The organism is Roseovarius mucosus (assembly GCF_002080415.1).
GTDB lineage: Bacteria > Pseudomonadota > Alphaproteobacteria > Rhodobacterales > Rhodobacteraceae > Roseovarius > Roseovarius mucosus_A.
In genome coordinates this window covers 474609-487628 of the sequence record NZ_CP020474.1, presented here as the reverse complement: position 1 = coordinate 487628, position 13020 = coordinate 474609, and the positions used below count along the sequence as shown (strand labels likewise).

Here is a 13020-nt window from a genome sequence, read left to right as displayed (position 1 = left end):
TGGACGATCGAGCAATAATTTCGGACGAGGCGCCATTCATCGCGCCGGAATTTTGCGGTGAACAGGCGCAGCCGCGTGACGACGGCCGACCGCATGGCGACGGTCTCGTCCGTCGACGCGGCTTTACTTAACCGTACCACGAGGAGACGCCTAAATGAGATCCAAAACCCTTGCCATGATCCTGTCCATCACAAGCCTGCCCGCTTTCGCTCAGATGGCGACAGAGGCAGGGCAAATCACCGTAGAACCCGTGCTCGAAGTGCCGTCCGAGGAATATCGCACCGGGTGGGTGCAGATCGGGGCGTTTTCGGTGCTCGCAGAGAACCCCGCTGAAGGTGCGCATGAAATTCACGCTGTCTTCATCGACGAAGACGCGCTCAAGGCCTATCTCGCCGAGGGTCGGTTTGTCGAGGGGACGAAGATCGTCAAAGAGGTCTGGGACACCCAAACCGAGGACCTGACAACCGGGCGCGCCAGCTATGCCGACACGCTCAAGGGCCGTTTCGTCATGGTCGCCGACCCCGACGGCAAGCTGGGTGCAGGCCCGCGGTTTGGCGACGGTTGGGGCTGGGCTTTTTTCCCAGGACAGGAAACCCGGATTACCGATACCGAAGACTACCGTGATGCCTGCCTGGCCTGCCATGAACCGGCCCGCGATCATGGGTTAATCTACCTTCAGGGCTATCCGGCCCTGCGCAGATAATACAGAGGCACACCACCTCCGCAACTGGACGATTGAGCATAATATTAGGTCGAGCCAGCATTAATAATACGAAAGCCTCTAGGTAACGTGTCCCCACATCGCCAAAATGTACCGCAACTCACGCGGCGACATGGTGATGCCCCGTCCCAGCCGGGGTGGGGATTTCCATGACAAAGAAAGGACAACGAATGAAACGGAAACTGACACTTACCGCTGCAACCCTGTCAGCGCTTCTCGCCTTCGGGCCGGCAATGGCCGCAGACGAATTCAACGTCGTATCGGGTCTGACTGCGGCAGGTGCTCCGCTTGGGGTGCATGGCGTCGACGTGGTTTCGCTGATCGAGTACAACAAAGAGCAGGCCGGAAGCGCGAAATTTACCACGGTCTACGACGGGGTTTCGTACTACTTTACTAGCGAGAAGCACCAGAAATCCTTTGAAGCCAATCCGTCGAAATATATCCCGCAGAACGGCGGATTCTGCACTTTCGGGGTTTCTGTGGGCAAGAAGTTCGATGGCGACCCGAGCTTTGCGTCGGTGGTCGATGGAAAACTCTACGTCTTCCTGAACGAGGATATCTACAACCTTTACCTCAAGGATCAGGCCGGAACGATCCACAAGGCCGAAGAGAACTGGAAGAAAATCCAGCACACCGCCGCCAAGGATCTCTGACACAGAGATCTCGCAGAGCCGGCCGCACAAGCCGGCTCTGCGTCTTCCGCGTGATCTGACAAACGAATGGTGGCTTGGCCGCTTCCTGTCGTCAGCAAGCAGGTCATCCCCGGCGTCCGGCATATTCTAAGGATTCCGGACGATCACACAGAAATCTCGAACGCAATCGCATTCAGACGCAAGCAAAATTAAGGCAATTTCAGTCGCGAATATCTGAGCGAGAGAATAACCGATGAACCCTCACTGTTCTTAGGCGCCAATGCCCAATTTGATGCCACTCACACGCCGCCGCTTCGGTATCGGTCTTGGCGCGTTCCTGGGGTGCGCCGGAACGCTGCGCCGTTCACACGCGCACGATCGGGTGCAAGAGACAATGGTGCGAATCGACAATTCCACCTTCGAACCCTTGGTCGTTGAAATCTTTGCCGGGGATAGCGTGACCTGGGAGAACAACGATCTCGCGTCCCATACCGCGACGGCTCTGGACGGAAGCTGGGATACCGGGCCACTCGAGCGGGGGACGCAGGGCAGGATCATCTTCACCGAACCCGGCGAGTATCCCTATGTCAGCACTTTTCGTTCGCACATGAAAGCAACCGTTCTGGTGCGCAACCGCGATGGCGGATGAGCGAACTCGTAAATGCGAAATGCCATGGCGGGGATCTGCCGATGGCGTCAGGAGAATACCATGAACAAGCCGATCACCCTCAACAGCCACGCGCTCTGCCCCTATGTGCAACGCATCGCCATAGCCCTTGTCGAAAAAGGTGTTGCGCATGAGCGACGCGTTGTTGATCTCGGCAACAAGCCGCAGTGGTTTCTGGAAATTTCTCCGCTGGGACGCACGCCTGTACTGACGGTCGGAGACGCGTCGCTCTTCGAGTCTACCGCAATCCTTGAGTATCTCGAGGATACGCAGCCCAATCCATTACATCCCGCTGACCCGGTTGAGCGCGCGCGCCACCGCGCCTGGATCGTTTTCGGCGCAGAGGTGCTCGACACGATCGCAGGATTCTATTCCGCGCGAGATGCCGTGACATTCGAGGCGAAGACGGCCGCACTCCGCCGTCACTTCACACTCCTGGAGGATCATCTTAGCGAAGGACCGTGGTTTTCCGGCGCAGACTTCAGCCTGGTAGACGTGGCTTTTGGCCCGGTCTTCCGCTATTTCGACGTCTTTAACGTGATTGACAACTTCGAATTCTTCGAAGGGCTGACCAAGGTTCAAGCCTGGTCACTGCTTCTTGCGGCCCGTCCCTCGGTGCGAGATGCCGTTAGCAGGGATTACAATGCTCTGTTGCGCGCCTTTTTGCTTCGCCGCGAAGGGGTACTTGCCGCGCGTATCCTAATTTCGGGCGCCGCCTGAGCGAAGGCGCAGAATGATGCAGTCGCGCTCACATCATAATTTGACCTTCTCACGCCTTACGGAGGTGCCGCTCGAAACGCTTGTCGAGCATATGTCCGACCCCCGCGTCGCACGGCATATGCCGCTCTTGTCGCAACCTTGGGATGTCGATGCAGCGAAACACTTTGTCGCCGCCAAAGAAGCGTGGTGGCAGCGTGACGGGTTAGGGCATTGGGCGTTTCTGCAAGACGGCCACTACGTCGGTTGGGGCGGTTTCCAAAAGGAAGGAGCGGAGTGGGATTTTGGCCTTGTCCTACGTGGAGAGGCCTTTGGCCTTGGCCTCGCGATCACACATGCGGCATTGAACTTCGCCCATGCGGACGCACGCATTCCTTTCGTCACATTTCTGCTGCCCCCTTCGCGTCGTCACCTTGGGGCTCTTGCTCGGATAGGCGCAGAGCTGGTGGGCGAGGTGCCTTATGAAACGGCACGATTTCTCAAATTTCGTCTTGATACCCCTTGCCCTGCCACAGCCCCCACTTTGCGAAACTGAAAGGACAATCCATGACAATGATCGACCACCTAAGCCTCGGTGTTGCCGATATCTCTGCCGCTTGCGGTTTCTATGCCCGCCTGTTCGAACCGCTCGGAATCAACTGTCTGGCCGCAGGCGACGGCTTTGCCGCCTTCGGTCGTGACCGGATCGCGTTTCTGTTGCTGCCACCCTTCGACGGCAAACCGGCAAGCGCTGGCAATGGCGCGCATGTCGCATTCGCAGCACCGTCGCGCGAGGCGGTCGATGCCGCACATGCTGCGGGGATTTCCGCCGGGGCTGGTGATGAAGGAGCGCCGGGTGTGCGCGCGGCCTATCCCATGCCGAATGTCTACGCCGCCTATCTGCGCGATCCTTGGGGCAACAAGCTGGAAATCGTCCATGCCGGATTCTCGGCCTCACAAGACCCGGCCTGAGATCGCGCAGCTGCGGGCCGAAATCACGGCCTGCAGCGCCTGCTCAGACTTGCCGTTCAGACCTCGTCCGCTTTTTCAGATCGGCGCGGGTGCGCGCATCCTCATCGTTGGACAGGCACCAGGTCGTAGAACACACCTTGCAGGACGGCTCTTCGACGATGCCTCTGGCGTGCGGCTGCGCAACTGGCTTGGCCTAGACGAAGCGACGTTTCGTGATCCGGAAAAGATCGCGATCCTGCCCATGGGCTTCTGTTTTCCTGGCACTGGCCGTTCGGGAGATCTGCCTCCGCGCCCAGAATGCGCCCCTCTGTGGCGTACCCGCGCGATGGCACTGTTGCCCGACATCATGCTGACGGTCGTGATCGGTCGCCACGCCCAAAGGTGGCATTTGCCCGAAACCTCACGCCTACCCCTTGCCGAGGCGATGCGGGATTGGCCCGCACGTTGGCCGGCCAGCATCCTTCTCCCGCATCCAAGCCCGCGCAATATGGCATGGTTTCAACGCAATAACTGGTTCGAAACGGATCTGCTCCCCGTATTACAGGCGCGAGTCATCGAACTTGTCGGAAAATGTGTCGAGCAGCGCACTTTGGGTCACTAACCCGAGATCGGACAGCGAGAGCCCGGTTTGAAATCACAACCGCGCTCTTTGAAACATCCGGGCCAGCATGCGACAGGCTGGCCCGGTGTCGGTTGCCCTCGTCAGAGGTCCGTTGCGGCAGTGTGTTTGATCTTGCCCCAGTTGGCCTCAGCCTTTGCGACAGTGCCCGCCTGATCCTTGAGGTATGCCTTGTAAACATCCTCGTTGAGGAAAACGTAGAGTTTGTCGTGCATCACGGCTGCAAAGCTCGGGTCGCCGTCAAACTTTTTCCCGACCGAGACACCAAAGGCGCAGAACCCGCCATATTGCGGCATGTATCGCTCCGGGTTCGCCTTGAACGCCTTCATGTTCTGTTCCGAGGCAAAGTAATAGGCGACCCCGTCATGAGCGGCAACATAAGCGGCGCTGCCTTCGGTGTTTTCGCCATGATCGATTAGTGAAACCGGGTCGGCACCATGCAGGCCGAGCGGCGCACCGCTATAGGTAAGACCCGGAGTGACGTTGGCTTCGTCGGCAGCCATTGCAGGTCCGAAAGCAAAGAGCGCGGTCAGCGCGGTGGCCGCGAAGATCAACTTGCGAGACATTGGATTTCCTCTTTTCATAGGTGATTACATCCCGTACCGAACGGCACAGTCCGCCAAAGCCCGCGGGAAAAGGATTGCTTCCCGCCAACGAAGGCGCGGCGCCAAACTATCCAAACTAGGCGTTTCTTTAATGCCGGTTAGTCCGCATTATATGTCTGTTCGTCCCTTTCGATGAACGATGCTGACTTGGCGGTCAAACAGTGTTTCCAAGTTAACGGACTTGAGGTTACTGGTTTACTGATTTGGACATATGCGGTGTCTATGCGGACACAGACGATCAGCTGCAAACGACACCAGTTTCGGCCTCAGATCATCGCTCATGTTGTCTGGCCCTACGTACGGTTCAACTTGAGCCTGCGCGAAGGTCGAGGAACTGATGATGGAACCCGGCATAGACGTTTCGCATCAGGCGATCCGGCGCTGGAGCGTCAAGTTCGGTCCGCTGATCACCCACGTTCTACGGCGACAGCAGCCGCGCCCCGGCAATGTCTGGTATCTGGACGAAGTCGTTGGAAAGATCGCAGGCCGGTCATATTGGCTCTGGCGCGCGGTCTACCATCACGGAGTTATGCTCCAGGAAAACCTCCAATCGAGTAAAGACAAGCGCGCCACAAAGTGGCTTCTAGTCAAGCTGATGAAACGTGGGGGCTTAATGCTAAAAAGGATTATTATGGACAAACTGTGCTCCTATTGCACAGCGAAGCGCGAGGTTGCGCCTGGCCTTGATCATTGGTCACAAAAGGGGTTCAATAACCGCTCAGACTCGTTTCGCTTTTGCTGCTTGCCAGCGAACTCGACAATGACGCCCTCGATGAGCTCTTATTCATGGTAGAAGACCTCTCTACGTAAGCGCAGGGCAAACTGGTCAGCAAATGACCTTCATCCAATGATACCTACCCGTGAGGTCCACGTCTGCTTACGTCGGGATGTAGTAAGCCGTTATGCCTTCGGCACCCGATCGTCCACCTCGACGAGACACCAATAAAACTCTTCAGTGACCAAGCAGGCTGTAGAAGCCAGGATGTGGGTTCTGCCCCACATCCTTGTTTCTCAGTTTCGGTGGTTTGATAAGTTTAGTGGCTCATTCACACAAACTAGGTGCCTCAATACTCTCATTTGGTCCCAAGAGTATTAAGAATAAATAAATTATATCAATAATTTGCACTCTTAAACCACTTTCATGTGTGGCTTTTGGACTTAGTAGCGCAATCAGACCGAGAGCCGCGCAGCCTGGGGGCACATGAAGATTAAAATCCTAAATATTTCCTTTGTAAACATTAAGATAAGATAAATCCTGTTTTGGCAGTCTCTATCTCGGGTGAGAGATGAGTAACCGAAGGGCTGAGGCATCAGCACTTCGGGTCGTCGACTGCAAAAATTGAGAATGACCGAGATTTCAGGGACGCCTGAAGGACCAAAGCGGTCATCTGAAGAACCTGCTCCTCTCTCTGAGTTGCCCGATGGGCATTTGTGAGCTGTGGGAGCGTTTCATGAGAAATAACCTGTCTATCGCGCTTGGTTCGGAACACTTCGCAAATGAAGGACGACAGATTTCCTCCTCAGCGCTTGGTGCAGAATTTCTGGGCTGGGAGTTCTTTTCTGGATTCGAGAACAGACAGCAACAAGTCGGATTTGATCATGTACGTTGGGCTGGTGGGCTGCCCGTCGAAGAGGGGATCAATACAGACGAAAGCCCGGATGGATCCCGCGAAGTCGTATTTGACCTGACCTTCGAAAACATTGTCGACTGGGACCGCAATGTCTCAAATGGCTATTCTGATGATCCGGTTCCGCGCGAAGGCATTCGGGAGATGATGCAATTCGCGGTCGAGCATAATGCCAGTTTCGCAATGATCGCGCCCACGGTGCGTTACATCGATGTGGCCTTCGACGACCCTGTATCGGCCTTGGAGCAGGCGCGCAACGACATTCGCGTCTTTGCAACCCGCCTCTTGAACGGTGAGTTTGGTGATTTGCCCAAGGAGTTCATCCTTGAGGTTGGAACCGAGTACTACTCCGTAGCCACCCTTTGGCGCGAACATTTCTCAAGACCCGGTATCGATATTGCGAGAACGGCGGGCGAGGTTTTTGCCGCCATGGTGGATGAGCTTGACAAAGTGCTGCGCGATCCGGCCCTGAACCCGACGGGCTATGACATCAATATTGCTGTGCAACTCGGGCGTTCCTTTTCCAGAGATGACGATCCCAGCCGGGGGTTCGATGCCAACGGCGACATCAACGGCGGCTGGGGCGAACACGCGGACAATCAGGACTTCATCACGGCTTTGCAGGACATCGGCGCGCTGGATGCGGTGGATTCGGTCATCTTCCACCGCTATGTGCCAAACTTCTGGGGAATCGAACGCGGCCTCTGGACACCTGTGGGCGGTGTCACGCTTGAGACGGTGATCGATCAATGGGAAAGTGCTGCAGGCCGTGACCTTGGGCTGGTCGGGGGACATCTTGCGCCTGCAGCACAGGGTGACGACGATATTGAATTCCATGCCCCCAGCCTCACCAGCATTCTCCAGCTCACGACCGCCTTACTTGCCAATGGCATGGATCATGGCACCATCTTCGGTCTGGGCTTTGGCACGGATGGATCATTGGGATTTCGGAGCGAGGTTTTTCTAGGCGGGCAACTCTACGGGATGATGGTGGAGAGCCTACCGGGACTGGCTGTCCATGATGGGTTTCAAAACAATACCTCGCCGGTCGACTCTGTCTGGCAAGATGGGCGGATCGTGGACGAGTTTCTGCGCGTCGACGATAGCGTCAATTCCTATGTGTTCGAGAACGAAGATCTGGTTGTCATCTTTTTGGTCGCGAAGGATTTCGCGGCCGAGACGCTTGAGTATTCCCTCCACTTTAAAGAGGCCTTCGAGACTGTCAGTATTTCAAGGCTGTGGGACGATGATAATCAATTCTTAAATCCCCGCACTGACGAACGGATCGGTCATATTGGGCAAATGGCCCATGAGGCAGATGTCCCTTTGAGCGTGACCGGAAGCGGGTCCCGCCTGGACCTCTCCTTCCACCATGATTTCGAGGTTATCCGTGTCACGCTGGACCGGCGCGTTGTTGACGCGTTCCAGGGTACGGATGGTGATGATCTCTTCCGCATAAATCATCGTGAGGATCAAGTGTTTGACGCCGGCTTGGGAAATGACACTGTACAAAGTTCCGTTGACTTTGTGCTCCGCCATGCTTCGGCTGGACGAGACATCGAGAACCTGCACTTTGTCGGCTCTGATGATCTCACCGGAATCGGCAATGCGGCGGATAATACCCTTCTGGGCAACTCCGGAAACAATCATCTCAGTGGTGTCTGGGGTGACGATACCGTGAGCGGGGAGGACGGCAATGATACGCTGGTCGGGGAGGTGGGCGATGATCTCTTGATTGGGGGGCGCGGGTTCGATCACCTTTTTGGTGGGGATGGGCATGACACTCTGCGCGGTGGCGACCAGGCAGATTACCTGTCCGGAGGGAGCGCCGATGATGTGCTGCACGGTGGTGAGGGGGCCGACACGCTTATTGGGGGTGACGGCGCAGATATCTTCGTAATCGACCCCGCATCGATGAGCAGTGATATCATCGCGGATTTCACCATTGGTGTAGATAGGATCGATGTGTCGCGCTGGCAGTTAGAAGCCTTCTCAGAAATCATCATTTCCTGGATTGATGGTCAGACCTTTGTTCAGGACGCCGTCGGCAGTTTCTTCTTCATTGACAACTTGAGCCGGGGCGAAGGAGAGTCACTTTCCGTCGACAACTTCATTCTTAATGCCGATGACGAGCACATTGGTTCTGTTGAAAACAACACCCTTGCGCCTTCTGTTTCGCCGCCTGCAGCATCACTCCATCCGCCGACACCCATTATGCCTGGGGTCGCACCGGTTTTGCAGGTGGGCGGCACAGAAGATGACCTGCTTGAGGGTGGAACCGGAGCAGACGCGCTTGCGGGCAACACTGGTGCTGACACGCTACTCGGCCACTCGGGCAACGACCGTCTGGCCGGGGGAGATGGAGATGATCTGATCGAGGGGGGGGAGGGGGATGATAATCTTGGTGGCGGGTTAGGGGCTGATCATCTTGAGGGGCAGGCCGGGAATGATACAATTGGCGGCGGCGGCGGCAATGACATCCTTTTTGGCGGTAACGGTGCGGATGTGTTGAGTGGTGGGGAAGGCAACGACCTGCTCGCAGGAGGCGAGGGCAATGACCGGCTTGCAGGCAGCTTCGGCCATGACACGTTGCGTGGCGGAAACGGCAATGACCGCATCGGAGGCGGGCCGGGGCGTGATATTCTTGAAGGAGGAGAGGGCAATGATGAACTTGGTGGAGGAGAGGGCGACGATATCGTTACAGGCGGTGCCGGGGATGATTTTCTGGCCGGCGGCGGGCGCGAGGACCTGTTGGATGGCGGCACGGGCGACGACACCCTAAATGGCGGCCTAGGTAATGACCGTCTGATCGGCAGAGAGGGGGCTGACGTCTTCATATTCAACGAATTTACTGCAGGTGAGCGCGACGTGATTGTTGATTTTCAGGTCGGAGAGGATCACCTGCGATTGGCTGGGATCGAGGGGCAGGGGTTGAACGGGCGCTTTCTAGCGCTCACCATTCAGGATACGGACGAAGGCGCGCTCCTGCGCCATGCGGGCCATGAGATCCTGCTCGATGATGTGACGGCAGCCAGCCTGTCGCATTACGATTTCATCTTCTTGTGAAGTGGCACAAGGCGGGAAGGTTTTGATTAACATGGCCACCAAGCCGAAAACTCCATGCCTACTGTCCTAATCTGGCGCACACCAAAAAACAAGACGTCTCCAAGCATTCACGGATCAGGACACCCATGCTCAACGCAATTGACGGGTTGGGAACCGAACTACATTCTTCGGTTTCATCGCTTCCACTTCTTGCTCAAGCTCTGGATAAATTGCAATAAGAGCCTCACTGGACCGGTGCAGCCCATTCACCCCCGCGTAGATGATCATATCCAAAACGGTATCCAAAACCCAAACGTGCGCGTCCAGCTTGTCCATGTTTCCCCCAGAATCTAAAAGTAGAATTTTATCTCTCTTTTAATTGTTAGGGTTGTGTTTGCTAACAAAGGGTTAAGACTGCACTCCGTAGTTTCTTTTTGATGCACCAGCGCATTTTCATTTGGCTTTACGCCGATCCTTGGCACTATTGCTCCGCGAACCTCGCCCAAAAATGCAATGTAACATCGCCTAAAACAGCGCCTCGGCAGCCCTGTCGTTGAACGTCGTCTCATCCCGTACATAGCTGACGCGTGACAGATCTGAGGCATATACAGTCTGTGCTCTTACCGTATGGGTCGGCAAACCCCGGCCTTGATTATTGTTTGCAAGGATTGCCCGCAGGGAATGGCCAGTGTGCCATTCAGGTTCGATCGCCGCTCCGGTGAAGCGGTCTTGCAGGATGGTGGAAACGCCATCGGCCCGCAGGCTTTGATGCTGGCAATCGCCGTGGCAATCTAATAGGCGGAAGATCGTGCCGCATTCGCAATAGTTGGGTTTCTGAAACTCAGCCAGCGCGGCAACTGGACAGCATGGGTTTATGACCAATGGGGACGTCGATGTTTCAGCCTTTGCCTGTCTGGCCGGTTTTAGACTGTGACAATTGCAGGACCCGCACCTCATGGACTTTCCCGACATCTGACCACTCTAGCCCAACCAGTTCCGACGCCTAGAAGCAATGAAACGCTAAATCACTCCAATTTTTAATTTTCCATAAGGCTCCTGCCATAAGTAACTTTTATTAACAGGAGAAAGTTATGGACGAACATAGGAATTTTGCACGCAAGCAACATGTGGGCCACGGCACCAAACTTAGGGCGCAGTTCACAGAATACGCCGTCGCAGGACTTCGAAAATCTGATTACGCGGGCGTGTTTCAGAAAACCAAGGACCGCGGCCGACCTGCATGGCTTGCAGAGATAAACCTGGACGGTTTTCAACGGAGCCTTTTTATCAAGTTATGGAGTGCCGTTGACAAGGCTGGCAATATCCGCCGTCTTGGATTGCTGCAGGGTCTGCCATTGACCTTCGAGAAACGGTCGTTTGATCTGATCGTCATCCCCGAAGGCGTCGACCGGTTCCACGGGATAGTCGAGCTGCAAGACGCCCGCTTGATTATCAATGTGTTTCCTGCTCCAGCCCGCGGGAAACGCAGAGTTTATTTGTGTCATCTCGAGGTGGCCCGAAGCGACGGTTCGGTCGAGGCCTAGGGGTGCGCTGATGTTTCAACAAATCTGTTACTGCTTTTTACATTTCTGCGACCACGTTGCGGAGTTTCGTTACCACGGTGCTTCCATCAGCGGTCGCATGACAGGTCAAATTCAAGACTGCTCAAAGGCTTGGCTTAACCATCCTCCCCGCTACGGAGTGGGGGAACACTACGTGCGCCTATGGGATATTCAATTTCGAACCCACTGGTCGCAAGCGGTATCTGAACACAAATTTTTAAAAAGAGAGAGATTTCTATAATGACATATTTTGAAGGCAGCTTTTCCAAACTAAAAATGACAGACCAATTGGCAGACTTGCAGAAGGCATCTGACAATGACCTGTTTGAAACCGAGTTTCTCAAGAAGAGTATAGAGGCCTATCGCTTGGCCCTGCTTTCGAACGTAAAGTATTCTTTTTCAGAGCTTTATCACTCGGGGACTTGGCAAAAATATGAAAAGCGAGTGGCAGCGTTGGCGCGTAAGCATCCCTCGAGGGATCCCTTTGCGGCCTATCTATCTCGAACTCGGAATGACGATTGGAGGGGCGCAAACAGTCGCCAAAGTTATCGGTCCGCACTTGTGCGTTTAGCCGCTCAGATGGTACTTGAGGTGGCCCCGTCATTCTGGCGGTATGTCCTCGTTAAGACCACCGACACTGAGGCTCGTTACCAGCTCGTTCGTCAACTTAAGCGGCATCTTGATGAGGAGGCGTGGTGTCAGGTCAAGACGGTCACTGCTGCATTTTCTGGTGATGACCTCAAGAAGCTACGGGGTGCTGTCGCGTTCTTGATTCAAGTGCCGCCGGACCCTGAGCACACGGCGGTGCGGCGGCTTTCGACCAACGGCCCCAAAAAATCGTCTAAACCTCGGACAGAAAACTCAAAGAAACAAACACTCTACGCGCTGAATCAACATCAGCGACGCCGCACCAAGGAGAACCCTCGGTACGATTGGCGGGATCACTTTTGGCAAAGGGCAGTGCTGGCAGATCGATATATTGACGATTACCGGCGGGCCTGTATCGCGGTGTTGATGCTGACCGGATGCCGCCCGTCCGAGGTTTCCGATGACCTGGGCGTCGTTATCCGGGCCTTTGAGCGCGACGGCGAAAACCGCCTCGCATTTGAGATTTCCGGTGCGAAACTCGCCAAGGCGGATGCCGAGGGGCATGGGAAAGGGCAGGAGCGCCGCTGGATCGAGGTTTGCTGTCAAACCCCGGAAGCACACTGGCTCTTTGCGCATGTCTCAGATCACTGCGATGATCAAATGAACATCAGGCTGGTAGCGCCGACGCATAGCCAGACGGGACTCGCGCTCATGCCGACTGAGCGGCAGCGTCGCGTGACCAACAGTCTTGGCAAACTGCTTGAGAGGCTCGGCCGCGTAGCGTTTCCGCGACTGCAACACCGATTATCGCCTTACGTGTTTCGGCATGCGCTCTCGTCTGACTTCCGATCTGGGGGAGGCCGGTGGAGCAGCGAGGAGATCGCTACCGTCCTCGGTCATCAAAGCACGCGCACTCAATCCAACTACGGCAGTGCGAACACGTCTCGCGGTCTCGCGGGCAGCCGGGCAGTGCAAATCGTGCAGGTGTCAGCACTCAATCCGGTGCGCAGTTCCGAATGCGGTCCTCCAGGCGGGCCTGACAGGCCGCGCCCGGCATAAGGCGAATGGGGGACTTCAGACCTGGTGTCATCGCGCAAGTTCAACGGAAAAATTGATCCGCCACTGCTGTGCTGACATTGCACCTATCGGCTTGCGGACCGCTAACTTGCGAGCCGGAGAGCGCAGGTGCAGGGCAGACAAAGGCATGTTGTCACCGTTAAGCGGGCGCACCGATGATACGCCAAGGGCCAGGGGGCAGTATCTGGTTTCTAAGCCCTTGGGAGTC

The 13020-nt window shown here is 55.9% G+C and carries 12 protein-coding genes and 1 pseudogene; 11 read left to right on the top strand and 2 right to left on the bottom strand.

Going from position 1 to position 13020, the window contains the following annotated elements; genetic code table 11:
* The first annotated feature begins 154 nt into the window (after positions 1-154).
* The 7 genes from ROSMUCSMR3_RS02340 (at position 155) to ROSMUCSMR3_RS02310 (ending at position 4289) form a co-directional block, all read left to right on the top strand.
* Positions 155-703 carry a cytochrome P460 family protein gene (locus tag ROSMUCSMR3_RS02340; protein ID WP_081506322.1) on the top strand — a complete coding sequence of 183 codons (549 nt, stop codon included), beginning with the start codon at positions 155-157 and terminating at the stop codon, positions 701-703.
* A gap of 188 nt (positions 704-891) precedes the next feature.
* A complete protein-coding gene (locus ROSMUCSMR3_RS02335; RefSeq protein WP_008283042.1) occupies positions 892-1374 on the top strand; it encodes a YHS domain-containing (seleno)protein in 483 nt (160 codons plus the stop codon).
* A gap of 271 nt (positions 1375-1645) precedes the next feature.
* Positions 1646-2002, top strand: a complete 357-nt coding sequence (locus tag ROSMUCSMR3_RS02330) for a cupredoxin domain-containing protein (RefSeq protein ID WP_157132435.1) — start codon at positions 1646-1648, stop codon at positions 2000-2002.
* Positions 2003-2062: 60 nt separating this feature from the next.
* Positions 2063-2740, top strand: coding sequence for a glutathione S-transferase family protein (locus ROSMUCSMR3_RS02325; protein WP_237183525.1), 678 nt, complete (start codon positions 2063-2065; stop codon positions 2738-2740).
* Positions 2741-2753: 13 nt separating this feature from the next.
* Positions 2754-3272, top strand: coding sequence for a GNAT family N-acetyltransferase (locus tag ROSMUCSMR3_RS02320; RefSeq protein ID WP_081506320.1), 519 nt, complete (start codon positions 2754-2756; stop codon positions 3270-3272).
* A gap of 11 nt (positions 3273-3283) precedes the next feature.
* The gene (locus tag ROSMUCSMR3_RS02315) at positions 3284-3688 is read left to right on the top strand and encodes a VOC family protein (protein ID WP_237183524.1); all 405 of its coding nucleotides are present in this window, start codon (positions 3284-3286) and stop codon (positions 3686-3688) included.
* A complete protein-coding gene (locus tag ROSMUCSMR3_RS02310; RefSeq protein ID WP_308341271.1) occupies positions 3600-4289 on the top strand; it encodes a uracil-DNA glycosylase family protein in 690 nt (229 codons plus the stop codon). The genes ROSMUCSMR3_RS02315 and ROSMUCSMR3_RS02310 overlap by 89 nt, the downstream gene beginning before the upstream one ends.
* Before the next feature lie 101 nt (positions 4290-4390).
* Here ROSMUCSMR3_RS02310 and ROSMUCSMR3_RS02305 read toward each other — a convergent pair whose 3' ends face one another.
* A complete protein-coding gene (locus ROSMUCSMR3_RS02305; protein WP_008283036.1) occupies positions 4391-4873 on the bottom strand; it encodes a YHS domain-containing (seleno)protein in 483 nt (160 codons plus the stop codon).
* A gap of 261 nt (positions 4874-5134) precedes the next feature.
* Here ROSMUCSMR3_RS02305 and ROSMUCSMR3_RS02300 point away from each other — a divergent pair.
* Positions 5135-5639 (top strand): annotated as a pseudogene (locus ROSMUCSMR3_RS02300) (IS6 family transposase); the annotation flags it as partial.
* Between the two features lie 694 nt (positions 5640-6333).
* Positions 6334-9606 carry a calcium-binding protein gene (locus ROSMUCSMR3_RS21055; RefSeq protein ID WP_157667261.1) on the top strand — a complete coding sequence of 1091 codons (3273 nt, stop codon included), beginning with the start codon at positions 6334-6336 and terminating at the stop codon, positions 9604-9606.
* Between the two features lie 129 nt (positions 9607-9735).
* Here the strand turns inward: ROSMUCSMR3_RS21055 and ROSMUCSMR3_RS02290 are convergent, their stop codons facing one another.
* Entirely contained in the window at positions 9736-9921 is a 186-nt protein-coding gene (locus ROSMUCSMR3_RS02290; protein ID WP_008283033.1) for a hypothetical protein, read from the bottom strand.
* Positions 9922-10676: 755 nt separating this feature from the next.
* On the opposite strand from ROSMUCSMR3_RS02290, the gene ROSMUCSMR3_RS02285 reads away from it, so the two are divergent.
* Entirely contained in the window at positions 10677-11129 is a 453-nt protein-coding gene (locus ROSMUCSMR3_RS02285) for a hypothetical protein (protein ID WP_081506318.1), read from the top strand.
* Positions 11130-11387: 258 nt separating this feature from the next.
* The gene (locus ROSMUCSMR3_RS02280; protein ID WP_081506317.1) at positions 11388-12794 is read left to right on the top strand and encodes a site-specific integrase; all 1407 of its coding nucleotides are present in this window, start codon (positions 11388-11390) and stop codon (positions 12792-12794) included.
* The last annotated feature ends 226 nt before the right edge of the window (positions 12795-13020 follow it).

Excerpts from the sequence above, each read along its gene's own strand:
- ROSMUCSMR3_RS02340 (WP_081506322.1), top strand. The coding sequence starts at position 155 with ATGAGATCCAAAACCCTTGCCATGATCCTGTCCATCACAAGCCTGCCC.
- ROSMUCSMR3_RS02335 (WP_008283042.1), top strand. The coding sequence starts at position 892 with ATGAAACGGAAACTGACACTTACCGCTGCAACCCTGTCAGCGCTTCTC.
- ROSMUCSMR3_RS02330 (WP_157132435.1), top strand. The coding sequence starts at position 1,646 with ATGCCACTCACACGCCGCCGCTTCGGTATCGGTCTTGGCGCGTTCCTG.
- ROSMUCSMR3_RS02325 (WP_237183525.1), top strand. The coding sequence starts at position 2,063 with ATGAACAAGCCGATCACCCTCAACAGCCACGCGCTCTGCCCCTATGTG.
- ROSMUCSMR3_RS02320 (WP_081506320.1), top strand. The coding sequence starts at position 2,754 with ATGATGCAGTCGCGCTCACATCATAATTTGACCTTCTCACGCCTTACG.
- ROSMUCSMR3_RS02315 (WP_237183524.1), top strand. The coding sequence starts at position 3,284 with ATGACAATGATCGACCACCTAAGCCTCGGTGTTGCCGATATCTCTGCC.
- ROSMUCSMR3_RS02310 (WP_308341271.1), top strand. The coding sequence starts at position 3,600 with ATGTCTACGCCGCCTATCTGCGCGATCCTTGGGGCAACAAGCTGGAAA.
- ROSMUCSMR3_RS02305 (WP_008283036.1), bottom strand. The coding sequence starts at position 4,873 with ATGTCTCGCAAGTTGATCTTCGCGGCCACCGCGCTGACCGCGCTCTTT.
- ROSMUCSMR3_RS21055 (WP_157667261.1), top strand. The coding sequence starts at position 6,334 with ATGGGCATTTGTGAGCTGTGGGAGCGTTTCATGAGAAATAACCTGTCT.
- ROSMUCSMR3_RS02290 (WP_008283033.1), bottom strand. The coding sequence starts at position 9,921 with ATGGACAAGCTGGACGCGCACGTTTGGGTTTTGGATACCGTTTTGGAT.
- ROSMUCSMR3_RS02285 (WP_081506318.1), top strand. The coding sequence starts at position 10,677 with ATGGACGAACATAGGAATTTTGCACGCAAGCAACATGTGGGCCACGGC.
- ROSMUCSMR3_RS02280 (WP_081506317.1), top strand. The coding sequence starts at position 11,388 with ATGACATATTTTGAAGGCAGCTTTTCCAAACTAAAAATGACAGACCAA.